This window comes from Ancylobacter novellus DSM 506 (genome assembly GCF_000092925.1).
In the GTDB taxonomy this organism is placed as follows: domain Bacteria; phylum Pseudomonadota; class Alphaproteobacteria; order Rhizobiales; family Xanthobacteraceae; genus Ancylobacter; species Ancylobacter novellus.
Map to the genome: position 1 here is coordinate 1,350,444 of NC_014217.1, position 22,550 is coordinate 1,372,993.

A 22,550-nucleotide genomic window follows, 5' to 3' on the forward strand; every position below is an offset into this window, starting at 1 on the left:
AGGGCCAGATTTAGCCCGCAGGGCGCGCGGCCAAAGTGGTCGCCGCGCTGCTTGATTGCTATCCCCGAGGCAACTCCGCGACATACACCGGATAAGAGGCCTGGGCTTCGGCCGATCGTTGGACATCCAGCTCGATGATGGACAGCGGACGTTCCGGGGACGTGGTCGCGATCAGGCACCCGCCGGGAGCAAAGGCAAATCCTTGCCCGCCGAAGGTCGGGCCGTTTGCGCTCGCCCGTCCCGCCCGGTTCGAGCTGACTACGAAGGCACCGCTCGCGAGAGCGGCCATCGCCCCAGCGATCTGCCACGATCGTTGGTCCGTGCCCGTTGCGCGCGGCACCGCAATCAGGCTCGCTCCGGCGCGGCCATATGCGCGGGCATGTTCGTTGAACATCAGTTCGGTGCACAGCAGCACCCCGGCCGTAAGTCCGCCCATGGTGGCAGTCTCGAAGCCCGAGGAATCCCCTCCATACCACTCGGTCTCGTGCCAACCGGCCTCGGCGGGGAAATACTGCTTCCTGTGAACGGCACGTACCCGGCCTTGCTCGATGACGATGGCTTCGTTGGCGAGGCGATCCCCTTCCCAGACGGGACGCGAGGACACGATGGTCGCAATGCCGAGCCCGAGCAGCGCCTCCGCGCCGCGCTGATGAACCTCGACGCTCACCGCGGCAGCGGCGGCATCGAAGATCGGCGCGGATGCGATCCACTCGCCGAAGGGCAGTTCGTTGGTCACCAGCACGTCGGGCCGCGCCTCGTCCAAATCGCTGGCGATCCGGTCCCACGCCGCGCCCTCTGGAAGCAGCCCGTCCGGCCATTCCACAAACCCGATACGCGTCATTCCTGAGTTCCCATTGCCGATTGATGAGGCAGCGGCCGGGCAGCCGAGCGACCCGTCGTCACGCGAAGGACGTGGCGTGCGCCAGGTCCTTCCAGGCCTCGTACTCGGCCCGGCGCGCATCCAGTGCGGAAGTGATCCCGGCCCAGGCGTCCGCGCCCACAATGAGGCGGCGCGGCATCTCGCCGGTCTCCGCCAGCCGGACGAGGATGTCGGCGATGCGATCAGGATCGCTGGGAGCCAGCGTGCCATCCCTGTCGTTCTCGAGAAGGTCGATGATCGCGTGGGCGGTTTCGCGATAGGCGTCGATTGGCGGGCTGCGCAGGTTGCGTTCGACGATGCCCGTGCGGATGCCTCCGGGCTCGACGGCCAACACCTTGATGCCGAGCGGTGCGACCTCCTGCGCCAGGGCCTCGGTGAGCCCTTCGACGGCGAACTTGGTGGCGCTGTAATAGCCGAGCGAGGGCATGGCGACGACGCCGTTGAAGGACGACACGTTGATGATCGTGCCCGCTCCCCGACGGCGCATGCCCGGAAGGGCGGCACGGATGGTGTGCGCCAGGCCGAACACGTTCGTTTCGAAGAGAGTACGGATCTTGGTATCCTCGCCTTCCTCGACGGCGGCGAGATAACCCAGCGCCGCGTTGTTCACGAGCACGTCGATGCCGTTCCAGCTCTCGGCGGCGGCGACGGCCGCCTCGATCTGATCCGGCACGGTCAGATCCATGGAGAGGGCGAGTACTCGCTCGCCTCCGGCCTCGGCCAGTCTTGAGAGACGTGCGCTGTCTCTTGCGGTGGCGGCCACGCGGTGGCCCGCGCGCAGCGCCGCCTTCGCGATGGCGGCGCCGAGACCGCTGGAGGCGCCGGTGATGAACCAGGTTTGACGGGACATGACATTCTTCCTTGTGCGCGACTGCGCGGAGTGATCCGGTCTCGTTCTCCGACAGCGCTTTGATGTTCGTGGAGGCGGCGGCGGGCGGTGAGCATGTTCACTCGACGATCATCGACTTGGGTTCGAGGAACGACTCCAGCCCGAAAAGCCCGAATTCGCGGCCGAGGCCCGATTGCTTGACACCCCCGAATGGGGCCAGGAGATCAGGTCGGATCGTATTCACCAAGATACTTCCGGCGTGTAGCCGGTCGGCGAGACGCAGGGCTCGTTCGCGCTCGCGGGAGAAAACATAAGCTTGAAGGCCGTAGGGATAGTCGTTCGCCAGGTTCGCCGCTTCCGCATCCGTTTCATATGAGATGAGCACCAGGACCGGGCCGAAGATCTCTTCGCGCGCGATATCCATTTCGTTGTGCACGTCGGCAAAAACGGTCATCGCGTCCATGAACGATGACCGCCGCACCTTCGGCGGCAAGCATCTTTGCGATTGCCTCCCCAAGGCCGCCGGTCGAGCCGGTCACCAGAGCCCGCTTCCCGTGAAGTTGCAGATCCATGTCTCTCTTCCTGTTAGCCCGGCCTTTAGGGGGACGACGGGCTTGGATGTCCTCATGAGAGCGTCACGTTTAAGACGACCCGGCCGAGCGTCTCGCCCGCCTCCAGGGCATCATGCGCGGCCCCCACGCCTTCGAACGGAACGACCCGGTCGACGCGAGGCCGAAGCTCGCCGCGATCGACCATTTCCGCCACGCGCGTGAGGATTTCCGCCGCGCGCAGGCGCCGCGCGTGATCGCGAGCGATCTGCGGCTGGCCGATGTTCACGAAACGGATGTCGAGATTGTTCCACTCTGCGGCGGCGTTGGTCCCCGACGGCCATGCCGAGACGACGGTGTTCACCAGCGTCCCGAAGGGCGCCACATGATCGAAGCTGCGCGCGAAGTTCTCGTGACCGACGAAGTCGAAGACGGTGTCGGCGCCTTCCTTGCCGGTCCAGCCACGGAGGGCGGCGAGCACATCCTCAGTGCGATAATTGATGGCGAGTTCGGCCCCGAGCGAGCGGACGAACTCCGCCTTGGCCTCGCTCGAGACCGTCGCCGCGATACGCGCGCCCAACTTGCGCAGATACTGGATGGCGATGTGCCCGAGGCCGCCGGCGCCGCCATGGACCAGGACGAAGTCACCCGGTCGGACGCTGGCCTTGTCGAACACGGCTTCCCACGCGGTCAGCGCGACGGTCGGCAGCGCGGCGGCGTCGACGAAGCCGAGGCTCGCGGGCATGCGAGCCGCGTAATGGCCGTTCAGCACCTTGTAGTCGGCATAGCTGCCGAAATTACCCGCATAACCGCCGTCGACATACCAGACCTTGTCGCCCGGCTTGAGGTGCGTGATGCCCGCGCCGACCGCCTCGACCACGCCGGTGCCGTCGATCCCGAGGATCGTGAAGGCGCCGCTCGGCCCGTCGCCATAGACCGCGCCGTTCTTGCGGTTCTGCCAATCGGCGGGATTGATGCCCGCCGCCTTCACGCGAACGAGGATGTCGGTATCGGCCGTGAAGCTCGGGCGCGCGATCTCGCGCAGCTCGAGCACTTCCGGCCCTCCGGCGCGCGCCATGACGAGCGCCCGCATCGTCGTGGCGGGAAGAGGGGTTGCCGTCATCGCCGCCTCCTACTTCTCGGTGAATTCGAGGATGGTGCGGCGAAGCTCGAGACGCGCGATGCGCCAACCGTCGGGGCCGCGGCGCCAGAGCTCATGGTAGTGGCCGTAGCCATGCATGCGCCCCGGTCCCACCGAACCCGGGCGGAAGATGATCATGTCCTCCATCGACCAGATCGCGGAAATCTCGTCCTCGGAAACCCGATCGATCTCGTCGTTGTGCATCTGATGGATGGACTGTCCGCCTTCCAGCCCGACCCGCGCGGCTTCCACGAAGCTGTCGCGGTCGTCATGGGAGACGATGATGTTTCCCGCCGGGTCGAACATGCGCACCCGCACGTTCGGCTCGAAGAGCGCGGCGAACCCATCCCAATCCTTGGTGTCGAGGAAGCGGGCGTAGCGTGCCTTGGCGCGCCGAACCTGCTCGATGTCGTCTCTGGTCGCATCCATTGCTGGTCTCCTTCTGCGACACATATTGCTCCGATGCAGTGGAACGAATAGATATCGATGCGCCAGAGTTATTGCTCTATCGTCCAGAACAGGTGCCGGACATGGACCCGTTGACGGAAATCTTCACGCAGATGCGCATCCGCAAGGCGAGCTTCACCCGGCTCGACGCGACGGCGCCCTGGGGCTTCGTGTCCAAGGGCGAGCAGGCCGTGAAGTTCGTGCTGGTGGTGCGAGGCTCGGGAATCCTCACGGCGGGGAGGAATTTCGATCCCATTCCGCTGCGCAGCGGCGACGTCTTCATCATGCTCGACGACGTGCCCTATCGCCTGTTCGATCATGATGGCTCGCAGATGATCGACTGCGTCGACGTCGAGAAGCTGCGCGTCGGTCACCGCATCGAGCTCGGCGGGGGTGGTGCGCTCACCACCTTCGTCAGCGGCGCCTTCGAGATCGATGCGCTCGACGCGCAGCCGCTCCTCGATGTCCTGCCGAAGCTGCTTCACCTGAAGCTGGACCAGAACCGATCGCTGGCCTTCCAGTCGGTTCTCGAGCTGCTCGCTGCCGAGACGGAGGCGCCCGGGCTCGGCTCGGAGGCCGTCACGAGCCGCTTGTTCGAGCTGTTGTTCGTGCACGCCATCCGCGCACTCGCATCGCATCCGGAGGGGCCCACGCATGGCTGGCTGGGGGCGGTCGCCGACCGCAACCTGGCGCACGCGATCAAGGCGATTCATGCGGAGCCGGCGCGTGACTGGACCGTTGAAACTCTGGCGCGACAGGCGGGAATGTCGCGCTCGGCCTTTGCCGCCCGGTTCAAGGCGGTCGTCGGTCGGACGCCGCTCGACTACCTGACCCATTGGCGCATCTACCGTGCAACGAGGATGATCCGGAAGCGGGGCGCGGCCCTCGCCGAGGTCTCGCGCAGCGTTGGCTACGAGTCGTTGGCGGCGTTCAATCGCGCCTTCAAGAAGGAGACCGGCCGGACACCGGGTGCCTTCCGGAAGGAAGCGGTACGAGAAGCGGCGTTCGCATGAGCGCGCGCAACTAGTCGCGAGGTCGTCGGCTCTTGCGGCGCGGTCGTCAGGGATCGATCGCTGACCCATCCGACCCGTATTTAAGAACCTCGACCTTCTCCATGGTCACGAGGCCCCCGTCGAGCAGGCCCTGCAGTGTCGGGAGAAAGGCCCTGATCTTCGTCTCGGCGTCGACGATCTCGACGATCACCGGCAGGTCCTCGGACAGGCGAAGAAGCTTCATGGTGTGCAGCACGCTCGACCTTCCGAAGCCCATGCCGCCTCGCCATGCGGTTGCCCCGGCGAGTCCTGCCTCGCGCGCCTTCAGCACGATGGCCTCATAGAGCGGTCGATCCTCGGCGCGATCGTCCTCGCCAATGAATATCCGAAGCAGCATGGCTTGCGTCGGCACCTGCATGATTAGGTCCCTCACATGCGGTTGAAGCGCATCGCGAGCGTGGCACCCAGCCACACCGCGAGCAGCCAGGTGACGATGGAGACGGAGACATAGGCCGCCGCCAGGTGGGCGTCGCCGCTCCTGATGAACATGAGCGTCTCCAGGCTGAAGGTGGAGAACGTCGTGAAGCCTCCGCAGAAACCCGTCATGACGAACTGGCGCAGGCGCGTGGAGGCCATTATGCGCCCGCCCGGACCGGTAAGGGCGGCAAAGTAGCCGATGACGAAGGAGCCGACGACGTTGACGAACAGCGTGCCGACCGGAAAGGCGTCGCCCAGGTAGGCCACCGCCACGATCGCGACAAGTGCCCGCGCCACCGATCCGAGAACGGCCCCGGCGCTGACCGCCAGATACAACTCGGCCGTCGCGCCCATGGCAACCGAAGGGACAAGCCTCCGCGTAGCCGAGGGATGACCTGGGCTCTCTCGCGTCGGAGCGGGATTATCCATGGCGCGCGCCTACGACAGCACGGACGTCGCGGCGGCGAAGCCGATGGCGATGGCCGAGAAGCATGCGATCAGCGAGATGCCCACATTGGCGCCCGCCCGAGCAAAGTCGCCGTCGCGCGCCAGCATCAACGTCTGCAGGCTGAACGAGGATACGGTCGTGTAGCTGCCCATGAACCCGACCGCCGCGAATTCCCATGCTGCGGGGAGGGGCAGCAGCCCCTTGACCGCGGCGGTTGCCGCCAGCGCGCCCATCATCATCGCGCCGCTGATGTTCACCACGATCGTGCCCCATGGAAACGTCGTAGCGAGACGATGGTCGATCAGCCCGGAGAGGAAGTAGCGGGCCGGTCCGCCGAGCGAACTGCCCAGCGCCACCCAGATGAGATCGGTCACGGCTCCCAGCATCCCTGGCGTCTCCGGCCATTGGCAACATGAATGGTTCTAGCGGCTCCACCGACCGGTTCTTCCCCGAACGCACCGATGATTTCGACAAAGGGAATCATTCCTTTCCTCGACGGATCGTTCGTTGCGGGTATTTTCACGTTCGCTTCGTGACCGGTGATCCGTCGCGGTGAAAAGCCATTTGCGAGAAGCCAAGCGACGGACCCGGCGGTATGCGGGGAGAGGGACGGCTTCGAGCAGGTCGTGCGGTCGAAGGGCCGACTCGTTCAACAGCCTAGTTGCAATCGAGTGGCCCGGTAGGCTGACCGCTCGCGACCTCATCGTCTGCGGTCGATGGTTCAGCCCTTGATGAAGGTGAGAATGTCCGGGTTGATGACGTCGGCATGGGTGGTGAGCATGCCGTGCGGGAAGCCGGGATAGACCTTGAGCGTGGCGTCCGGCAGCAACTCGGCCTGCAGCGCGCTGGCGTTCTTGTGGGGGACGATCTGGTCGTCATCGCCCTGAAGAACGAGGGTCGGGACGGTCATCGCCTTGAGGTCCTCGGTCTGGTCGGTCTCGGAGAAGGCCTTGATGCCCTCATAATGCGCCTTGGCGCTGCCGATCATGCCCTGGCGCCACCAATTGTCGATCACGCCCTGCGAGACCTTGGCGCCATCGCGGTTGAAGCCGTAGAACGGACCGGCAGCGACATCAATGTAGAACTGGGCACGGTTGGCGGCGAGCGCGGCGCGGAAGCCGTCGAACACCTCAATCGGCAGGCCGCCAGGATAGGCTTCGGTCTTCAGCATGATCGGCGGCACGGCGGCTACCAGTACCGCCTTGGCGACGCGGCCCTGCGGCAGGCCGAATTTGGCGACGTAGCGGGCGACCTGACCGCCGCCGGTCGAGTGGCCGATATGGATGGCGTTATGGAGGTCGAGATGCTCCACCACCGCGCTGGCGTCGGCGGCGTAATGGTCCATGTCATGACCCTCGCTCACCTGGGCCGAACGGCCATGGCCGCGGCGGTCGCTGGCGACGACGCGGAAGCCCTCGCCGAGGAAGTACAGCATCTGGGCGTCCCAGTCGTCCGAGCTCAGCGGCCAGCCGTGATGGAAGAAGATCGGCTGGGCGTCCTTGGGACCCCAGTCCTTGTAGAAGATCTCGACGCCGTCCTTGGTGGTGACGTAGCCATTGCGCATGGTTCTGCTCCCTAGGCGACTGCTCAGCAAGGCCAAGCCGTGCGATGACGCGCCCCGATCGGCGGCGCGGCATCGGCTGGGCCGATCTGGCGGACGAGACGATCGACAGAAACTGGCCGCGTCGCCAGTTAAAGATTGTTAAAATTTAGGGCGCGGGGTTGGACCGACTGCACAGTAAGCGACAACAACGGACCTTCCTGGATGCCTCTGGTCCCGTCTTCCGAAATAGGTAGACAGAATTAACGAAAATAAACTCGCCAGGAATCATCGCGGCCACCACAGTACTCAAGTGTCGGTCGACAAAGCTGATGGACGCCGAACCCATCCGATACCCTCGGTGACATTGTCGCTCCGTCCGACGACTAGCGTGTGCAGCCTTTCAGGGGCTTCGTGGCCCAATTGGGACGTGCGTGCACCGCTTTCGCCAGATGACGTGGCCTGAAGAACGTCCTGGCCGCGACCAACCCGGTGACCAACGAGGATGGAACATGTCTACAGAAGGCTCGCCTCTTTCCGACGGTCTTTTCGGTTCCCTGTCAGACCAGACCTTCCGCGCCGAACACGATGATTCAGCGGTGAACCCGGGCCCGACCAACGAGGCTCTCGCCAAGCTCAACCCAAACGCCGATGTGCCGCCACCGACGGATCACGGCGTCGTGGAGCCATTCTGGTACTCCTTCGATCTGACGCATCGACGCGTTCAGGAGGGCGGATGGACGCACCAGGTCACTTCCCGGGAACTGCCGGTCTCCACGGAGATCGCCGGGGTCAACATGCGCCTTGCCAAGGGGAGCTTTCGTGAACTCCATTGGCATCTCGCCGATGAGTGGGCGATCATGTTGAGCGGACGGGCTCGCGTGACCGTATTCACGCCGGAAGGGGCGATGTTCGTCGATGACGTCGCGTCCGGCGATCTTTGGTTGTTCCCTGCGGGCGCCCCACACTCGATCCAGGCATTGGGAGATGAGGGCTGCGAATTCCTGCTGGTCTTCAATCAGGGCGACTTCTCCGAGGAGAGTACGCTCCTGTTGTCGGACTGGCTGAAACACACGCCCCCGGAAATCCTCGAGAGAAATTGCGGCCTGGACGCCGACGCGATCGGGAAATTGCCCAAGGGCGAGCCGCTCTACATCTTTCGAAGCAATGAACCGGAGAAGTCGCTCGACGAAGAGATCGTCGAGGTCGCACGCCATGCTTCCCGGCCGTCGCTCTCCTATACGTTCAAGACGGGCACGATGAAGCCCACCTTTGAAGGCGAGGCCGGAACTGTGAAGATCATCGACTCCCGCAATTTTCCGGCTTCGTCCAAGATCACGGCCGCGATCGTGACGGTAAGGCCCGGTTGCCTTCGGGAGCTCCATTGGCACCCCAATGGCAGCGAATGGCAGTACTGGATCAAGGGAAAGGGCCGCATGACGGTATTCCCAGGTCAGGAAGCCGCCCGCACGATGGATTTCAACGCGAACGACGTTGGTTTCGTTTCGAACATGGCGGGCCACTACATCGAGAATACCGGCGAGGAGGATCTCGTATTCCTCGAGATGTTCGCGGCCCCGGAATTCCAGCAGATTTCTCTCAACCAGTGGCTCCGCGCATTGCCTTCACAAACCGTACGGTCGCACACCAATCTCAGCGACCAGGACATCAGCAGGATTCCCGCCGGGGACCGCCCGCTTTTGCGGTAGAGGCCGGTTTCGTGGCTCTCCTCCTGATCGCCGGTGAAGGCGGTGGTGGCTGAAGCTACCCCGCCGGTCATCCGCAGTGGCGTCGCCACACGCCTGCACGAGCGCGGACGGACGTCGACACGGTGCGTCCCGTCTCATCGTCCGCGTCGCTTGAGAGCTTCAACCGGCAACCGCGCGCGCCGCATAGCTCCGTTACCCTTCGCGCTGCCGAACTGACGACAGAACATTCCCGGCGAAGCGGGGCGAGACCTACGGTGTCCAGCAGGCAGCCGTGGGTCGAGGGGCAAAGCCACCGCCGCCCGATCTGCCTTCATCCCGTTCGGAAGCGCTCGCGAAGATAATCGGCGAGAACCACCGCCTCATTGTGATCGGCGTCCCGTGCGGCGTAGATCAGCGTGGCCCGGCCGCTCCCCAAGAGCTGCTCGAGGGGCGCGAGCGCACCTTCATTCGCCCGCAACTCCTCGCGGTACCGTCGCGCGAATTCCTTGAACCGAGCCGGATCGTGCCCGAACCATTCCCGCAGCTCGGTGCTCGGCGCAATGTCCTTCAGCCATAAGGTCAGCTTCAGGTCATCCTTCCGCACGCCTCGCGGCCACAACCTGTCGACGAGGACGCGAGCGCCGTCGTCGGGACGCGCGGGCTCATAGGCGCGCTTCATCAGGAGGTCTGGCTCAGATGACGTCATGCGAGCATCTCCGCAAGTGAATTGATCGGTGCCGACCACACGTTTACGTATCGCCGGATCAATCAATTTGCTGAAGCATAAGCAATATTTACGAGGAGTAATTACCAGATCGAATGACGCGATTATTGACAATGTCGCCTAGAGAAATTTTCGCTTCTCTCGAGCTGACTGTCGGGCGGAGATCGGACTGTTCCACGCGTGATGCCGCCGCGCGAAAGGTTCTCGCTCGGATGGTAGGGGCAACATGACGCCTCCACTCTGATCTAGCGTGCCGCTAGGGAACTGCGGTAGCATCGGGCTGGTACCCCCGTGTTCACCCGTAGGTCAGATGCTTGACGATGGCACAGGCGACCGCGTTCTGACTTTCGGCCCATTCAAGCTTTCCTTCGCGAAGCGATTGCTTGAGAAGAATGGCTCGCCGGTGAGGCTAGGGGCGCGTGCGTTCGACATTCTGGTCACGCTTATCGAGCGCCAGGGCGAGGTGGTTTCCAAGCGAGAATTGTTGTCTTCCGTCTGGCGGAACATCGCCGTCGAAGAGGTCGCATTGCGTGTCCATATCGCCAGCCTGCGCAAGGTCTTGCAGGATGGACAGGATGGCGCCCGTTACATCATCAATGTGCCGACGCGAGGCTATTCATTCGTGGGCGTCGCCGATGGCAAGGGGCCGACGGAAAGCATCGATCAACGCCAAGAAGGCCGCGAACATTGGGGCCATCTTCCACGGCCACTGGCGCGCATGGTCGGTCGGGACGACGCGGTGCGGGCGATATCCGAGCATCTGACACGGCATCGTTTTGTCACGATCTTGGGCACCGGGGGCTTGGGGAAGACGACCGTCGCCCTGGCGGTCGTGCAGGAGCAGATCGAACGGTTCGGCGGCGCCGTCCTCTTCCTTGATCTGAGCGCCTACGAAGATTCCAGCTCGCTTATCAACGGGCTCGCGTCGCGGCTCGGGCTGATGGTCGATGCCAATGACATGCTCGCCACCGTCATTCGTTCGCTCGCGGAGCGACGTATCCTCCTCGTGCTGGACAGTTGTGAACCTCTCGTAGACAGCGTGGCGGCGTTGGCGGAACGGATTTTCCAGGAGGGTCCGCAGGTCAGCATCCTGGCGACAAGCAGGGAACCCTTGCGAGTCGAGGGTGAGTACATCTTTCGCCTTTCGCCACTCGATTGTCCTCCGGACGGGCCTGACGTGGAGCCGATCGCGGCCCTCGGGTACCCGGCCGTGCGCCTCTTCATCGAGAGAGCGATCGCGGGCGGATACGCGGCCGGGAATGAGGCTGACGTACTCGCCATCGGCTCGATCTGTCGACGGCTTGACGGGCTGCCCCTGGCCATAGAGTTAGCGGCGGGCGGAGTGGGGATCCACGGCATCACCGCGACGGCATCGTTGCTCGGCGATCGGCTGCCGTTGATTTGGCCAGGGCGGCGTACCGGTCAACAGCGACACCAAACGCTGGGATCCTTGATCGATTGGAGCTACCAGCTCCTCGATGACGCGGAACGGCGGGTCTTCATTCGGCTGTCCCCGTTCGTAGGCTCGTTCAGTCTGGAAGCCGCGATAGCGGTCGTCTCGGACGAGCTGCTCGACGAGTCTCTCGTGGGTCGAGCGGTGGGTTCTCTGGTCAGCAAGTCCCTCGTCTCAACGGCACCGGGACCGACCGCTCGCTACCGCCTGCTTGATACGACGCGGGCGTATGCCATCGATCGGCTCGGTAGAGGAGCGGATCGCGACGACGTTTGTCGTCGGCATGCTCGATTTTTCCTTTCCCATCTCAGCTCCCTGCGTCCTGGCGAACCCGGGCTGGGTGAATTCACCGAGGCGCTCGACAACGTGCGAGCCGCGCTGACGTGGAGCATCGATAGACCAGAGGACGCCGACCTTTTCGTTCGGCTCGCTGCCGAGGCATCGTCCTTCCTGCTTGCGTCTTCGCGTCTGAGCGAGTGCGAACGATGGTGCAGGGTCGCCCTGCATAAACTGGAGGAGGGTATGCTTGGCTCTGACGTCGAGCTGAAACTCCAGGGCGCCTTGGGGCTCTCGTCCATGTTCGTCGAGGGTCATGGCCAACATGCTCACGCAGCCCTTTCAAGGGCCGCCGAACTGGCTGCTGGCCAGAACCAGCCTCGGGTGCATCTGAGAGCGATCGCCCAGCTGCTGATGTACCATATCCGCACGGGGTCATTCCGCGAGATGCTCGCGCTGGCCCAGCAGGCCGAGTCTCTGAGCAATATGCGCGGGAACAGTGACATGTTGCCCGCCGCGCACTGGATGACAGGCATTTCCCACCACTTCATCGGGCACCAAGCGGCCGCTCGCGTACACCTGGAGCAGGCGCTGCAACCCCAATCGTCGCTTTCGCAGGCGGCAACGGACATCGGCTTCGATTATGCCGAGCGGGCTCGTAATGCCCTCGCACAGGTCCTATGGTTGCAAGGCTCTCCGGATCAAGCACTCGCGGTAGCGATGCAAAGCGTGCGCAGCGCGTCCATGAAGGGAGAGCCGATCACGCATTGCATATGCCTTTTGTGGACGACGTTTGTATTTCTCTGGACCGGGGACATCGCGAATGCCTCGTCCTGTCGAAATCAATTGAGCGATCTCGCCAACCGGTATTCCCTGAAGCCCTATGAAGCCGTCATCCAGGGGATAACCGGGGAGATACTGGTAAGACAAGGCAGCGGCGACGCAGGCATCCGCCTTTTGCAGTCTTCGGTCACCTCACTCCTTGCCGATCGCTATGCGCTGTTCGTTCCAGTGCTGAGTTGTGCCCTGGCGGATGCTCTTCTGGCGTCCGGGGATGTGGACGAAGCAAGGTCGACCGTCGATCGAGCGCTTGCAGGGATATCCCAAGGAGGGGGGTCACTCAGTTGGCCTGAGCTGTTGAGGCTCAACGCGCTGATCCTGGAATCAAGCGACTATGGTGCCGCCGAACGAGAGTACCGTCGCGCGATCGCCCTTGCCGAGGAACAAACCGCGCTCTCGTGGGCGCTTCGCTGTGCGACGAGCTTGGCGCGGCTGCTGGTGAGACAAGGGAGGCGCGATCACGCCCGCGAGACTCTCGACGCCGTCTACGGCCGCTTTCGGGAGGGCTTCGACACGGGTGATCTGAAGTCCGCCCGGCAACTTCTGAACGAACTGGCCAAACCGCGTAATCTTCGGCTTCTCTGAGACAAGAATTGCGAAAACGGACGGGATGTAGTCATGGCCCTCAAAGTGATTGGCTCGGGCTTCGGTCGGACCGGCACCATGTCGACCAAGATTGCCCTCGAACGTCTCGGATTCGGCCCCTGCCATCACATGGTCGAGGTCCTGGGCAAGCCGGACCAACTTCGCTTCTGGGAGGCCATCGCCGCGGGCCAACGCGTCGAATGGGAGGATGTCTACGAGGGCTATGTTTCTCAGGTGGACTGGCCGGGGGCGGCCGTGTGGCATGAAGTTCAACAGGCGTTCCCCGGGGCCAAGGTGATCCATACGGAACGCCCGGCGGAAGAGTGGTGGGAGAGCTACAGCAGGACGATCGGGATGCTCTTCAATGCCCATCCCGTGCCGACGCTACCTGCGCACCTGGTCCCGGTACTGGACGTGATGAAGGGGTGGTTCGTCACCGAGACGTTCGGGCCGCGCATCGAGCGCGAGAGCGCGATAGAGGCGTATCGCAAGAACAATGAGCGGGTTCGCGAAGTGATCGCTCCGGGGCGCCTGCTCGTGTTCAACCCGGCAGAGGGATGGGAGCCTCTGTGTCGTTTTCTCGAAGTGCCCGTTCCGGATGATGACTTTCCGCGCACGAACACGCGCGACGAGTTCTGGGACCTCGTCGGCGGGCGACCGGAGGAAGGTTGATGCTGTTGGCGCCGCCCTGTGTTCCTAGGTACTCGACCTAGTTGGCGGAGGAGACGTCCGTCGGCAGCCTAAGGATGAATCGGGCGCCGCCCTCGGCACCACCATTCTCCGCACTCATGCTTCCGCCGTGAGCTTCGATGATCGATCGGCAAATGGGCAAGCCGATGCCCATCCCGTCGCATTTCGTCGTGAAGAAGCTCTCGAAGAGGCGAGGGAGATGCTCAGGCCTGATGCCGGGGCCGCTGTCATCGAAATGGCAGAGCAGGGCAGCCATTCCGTCGGGTGTGGTGTTTATGGTGATCCTGCGCCTGTCGGCTTCGCTGTCCGCCATTGCCTGGATCGAGTTCATTATCAAATTGACGACGACCTGCTGCAGCTGAACTCGATCGGCGCGTACAGCGAGGTTGTCCGCATTGTTACGATGTATGATCGTAACCCCTCTCGACTGCGCCTCGTGGCGCAGAAAGAGAATGGTCTCCCGCAGAAGGGTGTCGAATGCCAGCACTTCGTGCGGCTGTTCCCGCCGGACCGCCATCGCGCGAATGCGTCCCACGATGTCGGATGCGCGATGCGCATTCGCAATCACCTGCCGGGTCGACTTCCGCACTTCATCCAGATCCGGCGTGGCATTGTCCAGCCAACGTAGACCGGCCTCTCCATGGGTGGCGATCGCGGCGAGAGGTTGATTGATCTCATGCGCGATGGATGCGGTCAGCTGACCGAGGGTCGACACCCGCGCGGAGTGAGCGTAATCGGCTTGAACCCGCCGCAGACCTTCCTCGGCGCGGATGCGCTGCGAGATGTCGATCAATCCGAGGACGCCGGTGTCCCTGTCGGGCCCTGAGCTAGTGATCGAACTCGTGAAGAGGACATCGATCCTTCTGCCGTCGATAGTCTCGATCTTGGTCTCGTCCTGAAAGCTTGTCTCCATGCGGAAGCAGGACACCAAGGACCTTCTGATCGTGTCGGAGCTTCCAAGGAGCCCGCCCAACGCCGACCGTCCAATAATGGCGCCTTCATCGGTGCCGCCGAGCAGTCGGATCAGGTTCCCGTTGGCCGCCGTAATGACAAGCGAGCCTTGGCAGAAAGTCAGGAGGTCCGGGTGAGCGTCGAAGTGGGCGTCAAGATCGGTCACTCCACTCGCTCGGAGTTCCGCGAAGAGTCCCGCCATCTCGCCCAGGTCGAGTTGTCCCAGCGCGACGGGCATATGATCGAAGAGATGCCGATAGCGACATTCGCTCGCCTCAAGCGCGGCATATGCCTTCGTTCTCGCGGTCACGTCCATGACCGCGCCGACGAGCTCGCACCGCTCCTGGGCATCACGCGTGCTGTGGGCCACGAGGTGGACGTGCTTCACGCTGCCGTCCTCCATCAGGAGCCGATGCTCCAGATCGATTTGGCCGACCTCGGCGACGGCACGCGCAAGCTCACGTCGAACGAACGTGGCGTCATCCGGGTGCGTGCGTTGCAGGATCATCTCGACCGACAGTCGTGACCTCGGGGCGAAGCCGAAAATGCTATAGAATTCATCGGAACATACGACCTCTCCAGTCGCGAGGTTCCAGACCGCACTGCCGGTGCGACTGAGTTTCTGCGCTTCGGCCAAATAGGCATCGCTGCGGCGCAAGGCCTCCTCCGCCCGGCGGCGATCGTCGATGTCGACGTTGGTGCCATACCACCGGACAACCCTGCCGGATGGATCGCGCAGCGGCTCCGCCCGGGCCAGAAACCAGCGATACTGGCCGTCCGACCGCTTCAGGCGCGACTCACACTCAAAGGCGGTCCCGGTCGCCACGGCATCGCGCCAAGCGGCCACGTGCCTCTCCAAGTCTTCCGGATGAAGCATGTCGACCCAACCCATTCCTAGAGCGGTTGCCGCGTCGACACCGGTGTAGGCAAGCAATCGCTGATTATGGAAATCGTTGTTACCGTCGGGCGACGTGCTCCACACTATGGCGGGAATGGTATTGATGGCATTCCGAAGCTCCCGTTCGGCCCCGGCACCGCTGTCGTCAATGAGACGACGTCTGGCGAATTGGTTGGCGAACCAGCTGGCGCTGCCGGTCAGGGCGATAAAGCCAAGGAGTGTTATCAGAAGTTCCCGTTCGTCGGACGGCTCTTGGAGTTGCGCGATCTCTTCGGATCCGACCGAAGTCAGGAAGAGATAGGCAAAGCTGGCAAATGTGATTGTAATAAAGCACCCGGCGATCAGCGCTGCCGTGAGGTGAACAAGCCACGAGCTCGATGCAGATATTGGGAGGTTATTGGCAGCGGCTTGCTTCGAAGAGCTCGTCGGCATCCATTCGGGTGCGCTAAGGAACTTGAAGCGTCCAGCCGCTGCGAGAAGACGTCGAGCCACCTTATCCTCCATGGCTCCGCTGCATTTTGAGTGGCTCCGGCCTGGGCGCTTGCCGTGATCGGGCAAGCCTCGCCACCGACGAGTCAGTTCCATCGGAAATATGGTGGCGACGAGCGGAAGGTGGCCGTCGATGGCGGCGCCAGCAAGTTTAATTTCGTTAAGTTTCGAGCGGCTGGGTGCTAATTGGGCAAGGTGTAATTCATGCGGTTTGGCAGGTTGCCCCGCCCTGGCCCGGGACGGTATCGCTTAACCGGACGTCGAGCGGCCACTGGGCAGGAGAGCCGCGCCATGCAGCGCTGCCATGCTCTCAATGGCACGCTGCATGGTCGGCACGATTGGAGGTGCCTCAACCCCGAAGACCTACGTGCCGCTGCGTGACCGCGCCATTTTTGGTCGCTGGCTGAGCAGGAGCCCGCCGACGAGCATTGTGGCTCCCCATGCAAGAAAGCCGATATCCCAATAGACCCACTGCTCCCGCGGCACGGTCTCGTTGACGTGATGCAGGCCGAATAGCTGGTGATTGACGACACCCTCCACGAGATTGAAGGCGCCGAAGCCGATGAGCAGCGCTCCGATGAAGCGTCGCGTCGACCAATTTCCCCGGAGGCGCGAGCGCCTACTGCGGAACAGCAACACGACCCCGGCGACGACGAAGACGTTATAGCCGTCGTCTTGGTGATGGAGGGCGGAATGGCTGCTGCGGCTGGAACTGGTGGAGGATCATCGTCGCCATCCCCGGGACCAGCCAGATCGGTCGCGCTCGAAAGAAGGGCCCACCGGGTTGCCCCGGCGGGCCTCGATCGTATCAAAACACCGCTTGAGCACATTGCGCCAACCTTCGGCTGGCATCGAGCCGAACTATGGCTCGAAATGTCCATCCTTTGGGTGCCACGACACTCGGGCGGTGGAGATCATGTCACGGTGCTGCTCACCATGGCATCCGGAGCTCAGCCATCGCAATAGGCCTCGCCAGCAGCTTCCGCCTCGTCATCGATGTGAGGAAGCCTGCTATCAATCCAGCCTGGGAAGCGCGGCGTTCACCAGAGTGCGTTCCGGCACCGGGGCGTGGGCCCGGGCATCACGCAGGCGCTCCTCCACCTCTGAGGAGCTGGAAATACATCTCCTTCGCCCACTCCTGGTCGACGTCCTCGATCTCGTGGTCGCTGACATGCATCCGGTCCATCAGCCGAACACCAGGGCACGGTGAACGGACGTTCCCGCCGTGACGCCATCGGCAACCGCCCAACTCACGCTGTGCGGCGCGCGAGCGATGTCGCCGGCGGCGTACAGGCCCGGCACCGTTGTCATCCTATCGGCGTCCGTCCGGATCATCGGCCCCATCGGTCCGTCGTCGATCGCGGCGCCGAGCTGTGCGGCGATCGGACTGGCCAGGGAGGTTTGCGGCGCGACATAGAGCGCCGCCACCGGCTTCTCACGCCCATCCCCCAGTTCCACGGCGGACAAGGCGCTCCCGTTTCCGACCAGGCGCGCGACCTCGCCGGACTCGATCATCACGCCATGGCGCGCGAGCAGTTCCGCATCGGCCCGATCAAGCGCTGCTCCGTTGAGAAACAGCGTCGTCGGGCCCCATTCGGCAACAAGGCAGGCCTGATGCACCGACATCGGAGTGCGTGCCAGCACGCCGAGCTGCCGATCGCTGAACTCGAAACCGTGGCAATAGGGGCAATGCAGCACCGTCTTGCCCCAGCGCTCCTGCAGGCCGGGTATCGGATCGAGAGTGTCGTGCAGCCCGAAGGCGAGGATCGCCTTGCGCGCTGAAATCTCCTCGCCGGTCGACAACGAGACGGCGAAGCCGTCGTCGAACGCGCGGGCGGCAGTCGCCTCACCGCCGATTATCGTGACGCCAGGATATGCGGAAAGCTGTTCGCGTGCCCTCGCGACGATCGCCAATGGATCACTGCCGTCGGAGCCCAGAAACCCATGCGAGGCCTCGGCGAAGCGGTTGCGCGGGCGCCCCGCGTCGATGACGCAGACACGGCGCCGCGCACGGGCAAGATAGGTAGCGGCGGCAAGCCCGGCGAAGGCGCCTCCAATGATGACGGCGTCATGATCCATGATTGGTCTCCGGGGTCGGCGCTCCACCGCGTTCGGCAAGTCGGGCATGAAAGTCGGCGCTCAACGCGGCGAGGGAGATTTGTCCGAACCGGCTCAGCAGCAGTGCCTCGGCCTCATCGAACGTCTCGCCGAGGGCGGCGTTGACCGCCTGCTCGATCAGGCAGCCCGGCGCGTCGGTGCGGTTTCCCATGGCCAGAAGTTCGGGCCTGCCGAGCGCTTCGTATATGTCGCGGAGCGTGATCGCGCCGAGATCGCAGGCGATGGTCCAGCCGCCGCCATGGCCCTTTTCGGATTGTACGTAGCCACGGTCGCGCAGGCCCGCCATGACCCGGCGGATCACCACCGGGTTGGTGTCCATCGCACGGGCCAGCATGTCCGACGTGGTCGGACCGTCCCGTTCGGCCATGTGCAGGAGGACGTGCAGCACGCCCGACAATCGGCTGTCTCTTCTCATGCAACATCATATGTTGCGTGATGCTCGGCTAATCAAGCCCTGGGCAAGGCGCTTTCGCCCAAAAAATCGAAAGCCCGGCCGAAGCCGGGCTTTTTCAGGCTCTGTGCCTATTCCGGAGAGCTCGCCGCTTGGGGGTGCGGCGAACTTCCGGGGGCATCGAGGCGCACTTTGGGTGAATCCGGCCATCCTTTGGGTGCGTCTACACAAGGCAATTGTTTGTGATGCCTCAGCTGCACCCCGTCGTCGACCCGCAGGTCTCGCACTTCAGGCAGGTGCCGTTCCGCACCATGGTGAAGTTCTGGCACTCGGGGCAGGCTTCGCCCTCGTAGCCCTTGGCGCGGGCGATGGCGCGGGCTTCGGCCTTGGTCGGCGCGCCGGCCGAAGCGGAGGCCGCCGGGGCGGGGGCGGACCAGGGGAGGGCGTCGGTGTCGCCCACCGTCTCCTCCTCGTCCTCCGCCTCCGGCGCCGCCTTCAGCGCGGTGGCGCCCTGGATGCCGCCGCGCAGCGCGGTGACGTTCGACGCCGGCGCGCCTGCGCTGGTCGCCGGCACCACCATCAGCCCGACCGACTTGCCGCGCGTCAGCCCCTTCGAGACCATGCGCGAGGCGGCGGCCGCCGCGGCGCCCTGGCTCGCCTTGCCCTCGTCCACGCCCTTGCCGAGCGCGTCGAAGTTGGATTCGCCGGCATCCACATGGCCGAGATCGTTGCGGCCGAGATAGGACACGGCGAGCTCGCGGAAGATGTAGTCGAGGATCGAGGTGGCGTACTTGATCACCTCATTGCCCTGCACCGGGCCGGCGGGCTCGAAGCGGGTGAAGGTGAAGGCGTCGACATACTCCTCCAGCGGCACGCCGTACTGGAGACCCAGCGACACCGAGATGGCGAAGTTGTTGATGAAGGAGCGCAGCGCCGCGCCTTCCTTGTGCATGTCGATGAAGATCTCGCCGAGGCGGCCGTCATCGTACTCGCCGGTGCGCAGGTAGACCTTGTGGCCGCCGACCACCGCCTTCTGGGTGTAGCCCTTGCGGCGGTCCGGCATCTTCTCGCGCTCGCGCACGGCGACGATGCGCTCCACCACCTTCTCGACGATCTTCTCGGTGATCTGCGCGGCGCGGGCGGCGGCGGGCTTGTCGAGGAACGCCTCGACCGCATCCTCCTCCTCGTCCTCGTCGGCGATGAGCTGCGAGTTGAGCGGCTGCGAGAGCTTGGAGCCGTCGCGGTAGAGCGCGTTGGCCTTCAGCGCCAGGCGCCAGGAGAGCAGGTAGGCCTCCTTGCAGTCCTCGACGGTCGCCTCGTTCGGCATGTTGATGGTCTTGGAGATCGCGCCCGAGAGGAAGGGCTGCGCCGCCGCCATCATGAAGATGTGGCTCTTGACCGAGAGGTAGCGCTTGCCGATGCGCCCGCAGGGATTGGCGCAGTCGAACACCGGATAGTGCTCGACCTTGAGGAAGGGCGCGCCTTCCAGGGTCATGGCGCCGCAGACATGGATGTTGGCGGCCTCGAGGTCCTTCCTGGAGAAGCCGAGGAAGGACAGCAGGTCGAAGGCCGGGTCGGCGAGCTTGTCGGCGGGAACGCCGAGCTTGCCCATCGCCTCGTCGCCGAGCGTCCAGCGGTTGAAGATGAACTTGACGTCGAAGGCGGACTTCGCGCCGGCATCGATCTTCGCCAGCATGGCGTCGTCGAAGCCCTTGGCGCGCAGCGTCGAGTGGTTGATCGCCGGCGCCTGGGTGATCGAGCCGTGGCCGACCGCATAGACCTCGATCTCGGCGATCTGGCTCTCGGAATAGCCCAGCGTGCGCAGCGCTTCCGGCACGGCGCGGTTGATGATCTTGAAGTAGCCGCCGCCGGCCAGCTTCTTGAACTTCACCAGCGCGAAGTCGGGCTCGATGCCGGTGGTGTCGCAATCCATGACGAGGCCGATCGTGCCGGTGGGCGCGAGCAGCGTGGTCTGGGCGTTGCGGTAGCCGTGCTCCTCGCCGAGGGCGAGGGCGCGGTCCCAGGCGGCCTTGGCGTGGTCGACGAGGATCGCCTCCGGCACCTTGGCATGGTCGAGCGGCACCGGGTTGGTTGCCAGTCCCTCATAGCCGCCGTGCTCGCCATAGGCGGCACGCCGATGGTTGCGGATGACGCGCAGCATGTGCGTCGCGTTCGGCTTGTATTCAGGGAAGGGGCCGAGCTCCTTAGCCATCTCCGCCGAGGTCGCATAGGACACGCCGGTCATGATGGCGGTCAGCGCACCGCAATAGGCGCGGCCTTCCTCGGAGTCGTAGGGGATGCCTGAGGTCATCAGCAGGCCGCCGATATTGGCGTAGCCGAGGCCGAGCGTGCGGTAGTCATAGGAGAGCTTGGCGATCTCCTTGGACGGGAACTGCGCCATCAGGATCGAGATTTCGAGCACGACGGTCCACAGCCGGCAGGCATGCTCGTAGCTCTCGACGTCGAACGTGCCATCCGCGTTGCGGAACTGCAGCAGGTTCAGCGAGGCGAGGTTGCACGCCGTGTCGTCGAGGAACATGTACTCCGAGCACGGATTGGAGGCGCGGATCGGCCCGCCCGCCGGGCTCGTGTGCCAGTCATTGATGGTGGTGTGGAACTGGATGCCGGGATCGGCGCTCGCCCAGGCGGCATAGCCGATCTTCTCCCACAGCTCGGCCGCCTTCAGCGTCTTCGTCACCTTGCCGGTGGTGCGCGAGGTCAGGTTCCACTCGCCATCGGCCTCGACCGCGGTGAGGAATGCGTCGTCGACGCGCACCGAATTGTTGGAGTTCTGGCCGGCGACGGTCAGATACGCCTCCGAATCCCAGTCGGTGTCGTAGATCGGGAAGTCGATGTCGGTGTAGCCCTGGCGCGCGAACTGGATGACGCGGCGGATGTAGTTCTCCGGCACCTGCGCCCTCTTGGCGGCACGAATCTCGCGCTTCAGCGCCGGGTTCTTCTCCGGCTCGAAGCAGTCGTCATCCTCGCCCTCGCAGTTCACGCAGGCCTTCATCACGGCCTTCATGTGCTTAGCGACGGTCTTGGAGCCGGTGACGAGGGCGGCGACCTTCTGCTCCTCCTTCACCTTCCAGTCGACATAGGTCTCGATGTCCGGATGGTCGGCGTCGACCACCACCATCTTGGCGGCGCGGCGGGTGGTGCCGCCCGACTTGATGGCGCCCGCGGCGCGGTCGCCGATCTTCAGGAAGCTCATCAGGCCGGAGGAACGGCCGCCGCCGGACAGGCGCTCGCCCTCGCCGCGCAGCGCCGAGAAGTTGGAGCCGGTGCCCGAGCCGTATTTGAACAGGCGCGCCTCGCGCACCCACAAATCCATGATGCCGCCCTCGTTCACCAGGTCGTCGGAGACGGACTGGATGAAGCAGGCATGCGGCTGGGGATGCTCATAGGAGGTCTTGGAGCGGGTCAGCTTGCCGGTGGCGTAATCGACGTAGAAATGGCCCTGGCTGGGACCGTCGATGCCATAGGCCCAGTGCAGGCCGGTGTTGAACCACTGCGGCGAGTTGGGCGCGGCCATCTGCATGGCCAGCATGAAGCGGTGCTCGTCGAAGAAGGCCTGCGCGTCCTCCTCCGAATCGAAGTAGCCGCCCTTCCAGCCCCAATAGGTCCAGGTGCCGGCGAGGCGGTCGAAGACCTGGCGGGAATCGGTCTCGCCGATAAAGCGCTCCTTCTCAGGCAGCGCGCCGAGCGCCTTCTCGTCGGCCGCGCCGCGCCACAGGAAGGAGGGGACGGTCTCTTCCTCGACCTTCTTCAGCCGGGCGGGGACGCCGGCCTTGCGGAAGTACTTCTGCGCGATGATGTCGGTCGCCACCTGCGAGAAGTGCTCGGGCACATCGATGCCTTCCAGGCGGAACACCACCGATCCGTCGGGATTGCGGATTTCGCTCGTGTCCTTGCGGAACGGGATGTCCGCATAGGGTGAACGGCCGGCCTTGGTATAGCGGCGCTCGATGCGCATGATCTTCGTCCCCGGTTCGCGGCGGGTCTGTCCCCGACCCGCACGTCGACATCAACTGGCCCGGCTCTCCGTCCGTAGCCTCCCCGTCCCATGTCGGAAACAACCGCCCAAGGCGCCTATCGTTTCCGCCAGCCCTTCGGCCCGGACATGCCTTTCCGGCTCCGGCAAT

At 64.2% G+C, this 22,550-nt stretch carries 19 protein-coding genes and 1 pseudogene; 4 read left to right on the forward strand and 16 right to left on the reverse strand.

Features of this window, described 5'->3' with window-relative positions; translation table 11 throughout:
- Window positions 1-58: 58 nt before the first annotated feature.
- The 6 genes from SNOV_RS06480 to SNOV_RS06500 form a co-directional block, all read right to left on the reverse strand.
- Window positions 59-841, reverse strand: coding sequence for a carbon-nitrogen hydrolase family protein (locus SNOV_RS06480; protein ID WP_013166116.1), 783 nt, complete (start codon window positions 839-841; stop codon window positions 59-61).
- Window positions 842-899: 58 nt separating this feature from the next.
- Window positions 900-1,730 carry an SDR family NAD(P)-dependent oxidoreductase gene (locus SNOV_RS06485; protein ID WP_013166117.1) on the reverse strand — a complete coding sequence of 277 codons (831 nt, stop codon included), beginning with the start codon at window positions 1,728-1,730 and terminating at the stop codon, window positions 900-902.
- 97 nt (window positions 1,731-1,827) lie between these two features.
- Entirely contained in the window at window positions 1,828-2,172 is a 345-nt protein-coding gene (locus tag SNOV_RS06490; RefSeq protein ID WP_041782045.1) for an aldehyde dehydrogenase family protein, read from the reverse strand.
- Window positions 2,078-2,281: an SDR family NAD(P)-dependent oxidoreductase gene (locus tag SNOV_RS24380; RefSeq protein ID WP_081440944.1), complete on the reverse strand. Its 204-nt coding sequence runs from the start codon at window positions 2,279-2,281 to the stop codon at window positions 2,078-2,080. Before SNOV_RS24380 ends, SNOV_RS06490 begins: the two co-directional genes overlap by 95 nt.
- A gap of 52 nt (window positions 2,282-2,333) precedes the next feature.
- Window positions 2,334-3,350, reverse strand: a complete 1,017-nt coding sequence (locus SNOV_RS06495; RefSeq protein WP_013166118.1) for a quinone oxidoreductase family protein — start codon at window positions 3,348-3,350, stop codon at window positions 2,334-2,336.
- A gap of 39 nt (window positions 3,351-3,389) precedes the next feature.
- Entirely contained in the window at window positions 3,390-3,827 is a 438-nt protein-coding gene (locus tag SNOV_RS06500; RefSeq protein ID WP_013166119.1) for a nuclear transport factor 2 family protein, read from the reverse strand.
- 101 nt (window positions 3,828-3,928) lie between these two features.
- On the opposite strand from SNOV_RS06500, the gene SNOV_RS06505 reads away from it, so the two are divergent.
- Window positions 3,929-4,858, forward strand: a complete 930-nt coding sequence (locus tag SNOV_RS06505) for an AraC family transcriptional regulator (protein WP_013166120.1) — start codon at window positions 3,929-3,931, stop codon at window positions 4,856-4,858.
- 46 nt (window positions 4,859-4,904) lie between these two features.
- Here the strand turns inward: SNOV_RS06505 and SNOV_RS06510 are convergent, their stop codons facing one another.
- From SNOV_RS06510 to SNOV_RS06525, 4 genes are all read right to left on the reverse strand, one after another.
- Complete coding sequence (locus tag SNOV_RS06510) at window positions 4,905-5,255, reverse strand: DUF190 domain-containing protein (RefSeq protein WP_013166121.1); 351 nt, start codon at window positions 5,253-5,255, stop codon at window positions 4,905-4,907.
- Between the two features lie 11 nt (window positions 5,256-5,266).
- Window positions 5,267-5,668, reverse strand: a complete 402-nt coding sequence (crcB, locus tag SNOV_RS06515) for a fluoride efflux transporter CrcB (RefSeq protein ID WP_013166122.1) — start codon at window positions 5,666-5,668, stop codon at window positions 5,267-5,269.
- An 84-nt stretch (window positions 5,669-5,752) separates the two neighbouring features.
- The gene (gene crcB, locus SNOV_RS06520) at window positions 5,753-6,136 is read right to left on the reverse strand and encodes a fluoride efflux transporter CrcB (protein WP_244412885.1); all 384 of its coding nucleotides are present in this window, start codon (window positions 6,134-6,136) and stop codon (window positions 5,753-5,755) included.
- Window positions 6,137-6,483: 347 nt separating this feature from the next.
- Window positions 6,484-7,326: an alpha/beta fold hydrolase gene (locus tag SNOV_RS06525; protein ID WP_013166124.1), complete on the reverse strand. Its 843-nt coding sequence runs from the start codon at window positions 7,324-7,326 to the stop codon at window positions 6,484-6,486.
- A gap of 488 nt (window positions 7,327-7,814) precedes the next feature.
- On the opposite strand from SNOV_RS06525, the gene SNOV_RS06530 reads away from it, so the two are divergent.
- Complete coding sequence (locus SNOV_RS06530; protein WP_013166125.1) at window positions 7,815-9,011, forward strand: cupin domain-containing protein; 1,197 nt, start codon at window positions 7,815-7,817, stop codon at window positions 9,009-9,011.
- Window positions 9,012-9,321: 310 nt separating this feature from the next.
- On the opposite strand, the gene SNOV_RS06535 is transcribed toward SNOV_RS06530, so the two are convergent.
- A complete protein-coding gene (locus tag SNOV_RS06535; RefSeq protein WP_013166126.1) occupies window positions 9,322-9,696 on the reverse strand; it encodes a DUF488 domain-containing protein in 375 nt (124 codons plus the stop codon).
- A gap of 328 nt (window positions 9,697-10,024) precedes the next feature.
- Here SNOV_RS06535 and SNOV_RS06540 point away from each other — a divergent pair, with 328 nt between their 5' ends.
- Window positions 10,025-12,868: an ATP-binding protein gene (locus SNOV_RS06540; protein ID WP_013166127.1), complete on the forward strand. Its 2,844-nt coding sequence runs from the start codon at window positions 10,025-10,027 to the stop codon at window positions 12,866-12,868.
- 33 nt (window positions 12,869-12,901) lie between these two features.
- Window positions 12,902-13,540 (forward strand): sulfotransferase family protein, encoded by a 639-nt coding sequence (locus SNOV_RS06545; protein WP_013166128.1) that lies wholly within the window; start codon window positions 12,902-12,904, stop codon window positions 13,538-13,540.
- Between the two features lie 37 nt (window positions 13,541-13,577).
- Here the strand turns inward: SNOV_RS06545 and SNOV_RS06550 are convergent, their stop codons facing one another.
- The 5 genes and pseudogenes from SNOV_RS06550 to SNOV_RS06570 all read right to left on the reverse strand — a co-directional run bounded on the left by SNOV_RS06550 (window position 13,578) and on the right by SNOV_RS06570 (window position 22,381).
- Window positions 13,578-15,911, reverse strand: coding sequence for a PAS domain-containing protein (locus SNOV_RS06550; protein WP_187291097.1), 2,334 nt, complete (start codon window positions 15,909-15,911; stop codon window positions 13,578-13,580).
- A 348-nt stretch (window positions 15,912-16,259) separates the two neighbouring features.
- A pseudogene (locus SNOV_RS06555) lies at window positions 16,260-16,544 on the reverse strand (DUF2243 domain-containing protein); the annotation flags it as partial.
- Between the two features lie 537 nt (window positions 16,545-17,081).
- Window positions 17,082-17,975 (reverse strand): NAD(P)/FAD-dependent oxidoreductase, encoded by an 894-nt coding sequence (locus SNOV_RS06560; protein WP_013166132.1) that lies wholly within the window; start codon window positions 17,973-17,975, stop codon window positions 17,082-17,084.
- Window positions 17,965-18,429, reverse strand: coding sequence for an Rrf2 family transcriptional regulator (locus tag SNOV_RS06565; RefSeq protein ID WP_013166133.1), 465 nt, complete (start codon window positions 18,427-18,429; stop codon window positions 17,965-17,967). Before SNOV_RS06565 ends, SNOV_RS06560 begins: the two co-directional genes overlap by 11 nt.
- Before the next feature lie 226 nt (window positions 18,430-18,655).
- On the reverse strand, window positions 18,656-22,381 hold the full coding sequence (locus tag SNOV_RS06570) for a vitamin B12-dependent ribonucleotide reductase (protein WP_013166134.1): 3,726 nt from the start codon (window positions 22,379-22,381) through the stop codon (window positions 18,656-18,658).
- Between the last annotated feature and the right edge of the window lie 169 nt (window positions 22,382-22,550).

Excerpts from the sequence above, each read along its gene's own strand:
- SNOV_RS06480 (WP_013166116.1), bottom strand. The coding sequence starts at position 841 with ATGACGCGTATCGGGTTTGTGGAATGGCCGGACGGGCTGCTTCCAGAG.
- SNOV_RS06485 (WP_013166117.1), bottom strand. The coding sequence starts at position 1,730 with ATGTCCCGTCAAACCTGGTTCATCACCGGCGCCTCCAGCGGTCTCGGC.
- SNOV_RS06490 (WP_041782045.1), bottom strand. The coding sequence starts at position 2,172 with ATGGACGCGATGACCGTTTTTGCCGACGTGCACAACGAAATGGATATC.
- SNOV_RS24380 (WP_081440944.1), bottom strand. The coding sequence starts at position 2,281 with ATGGATCTGCAACTTCACGGGAAGCGGGCTCTGGTGACCGGCTCGACC.
- SNOV_RS06495 (WP_013166118.1), bottom strand. The coding sequence starts at position 3,350 with ATGCGGGCGCTCGTCATGGCGCGCGCCGGAGGGCCGGAAGTGCTCGAG.
- SNOV_RS06500 (WP_013166119.1), bottom strand. The coding sequence starts at position 3,827 with ATGGATGCGACCAGAGACGACATCGAGCAGGTTCGGCGCGCCAAGGCA.
- SNOV_RS06505 (WP_013166120.1), top strand. The coding sequence starts at position 3,929 with ATGGACCCGTTGACGGAAATCTTCACGCAGATGCGCATCCGCAAGGCG.
- SNOV_RS06510 (WP_013166121.1), bottom strand. The coding sequence starts at position 5,255 with ATGCAGGTGCCGACGCAAGCCATGCTGCTTCGGATATTCATTGGCGAG.
- crcB (WP_013166122.1), bottom strand. The coding sequence starts at position 5,668 with ATGGGCGCGACGGCCGAGTTGTATCTGGCGGTCAGCGCCGGGGCCGTT.
- SNOV_RS06525 (WP_013166124.1), bottom strand. The coding sequence starts at position 7,326 with ATGCGCAATGGCTACGTCACCACCAAGGACGGCGTCGAGATCTTCTAC.
- SNOV_RS06530 (WP_013166125.1), top strand. The coding sequence starts at position 7,815 with ATGTCTACAGAAGGCTCGCCTCTTTCCGACGGTCTTTTCGGTTCCCTG.
- SNOV_RS06535 (WP_013166126.1), bottom strand. The coding sequence starts at position 9,696 with ATGACGTCATCTGAGCCAGACCTCCTGATGAAGCGCGCCTATGAGCCC.
- SNOV_RS06540 (WP_013166127.1), top strand. The coding sequence starts at position 10,025 with ATGCTTGACGATGGCACAGGCGACCGCGTTCTGACTTTCGGCCCATTC.
- SNOV_RS06545 (WP_013166128.1), top strand. The coding sequence starts at position 12,902 with ATGGCCCTCAAAGTGATTGGCTCGGGCTTCGGTCGGACCGGCACCATG.
- SNOV_RS06550 (WP_187291097.1), bottom strand. The coding sequence starts at position 15,911 with ATGGAGGATAAGGTGGCTCGACGTCTTCTCGCAGCGGCTGGACGCTTC.
- SNOV_RS06560 (WP_013166132.1), bottom strand. The coding sequence starts at position 17,975 with ATGGATCATGACGCCGTCATCATTGGAGGCGCCTTCGCCGGGCTTGCC.
- SNOV_RS06565 (WP_013166133.1), bottom strand. The coding sequence starts at position 18,429 with ATGAGAAGAGACAGCCGATTGTCGGGCGTGCTGCACGTCCTCCTGCAC.
- SNOV_RS06570 (WP_013166134.1), bottom strand. The coding sequence starts at position 22,381 with ATGCGCATCGAGCGCCGCTATACCAAGGCCGGCCGTTCACCCTATGCG.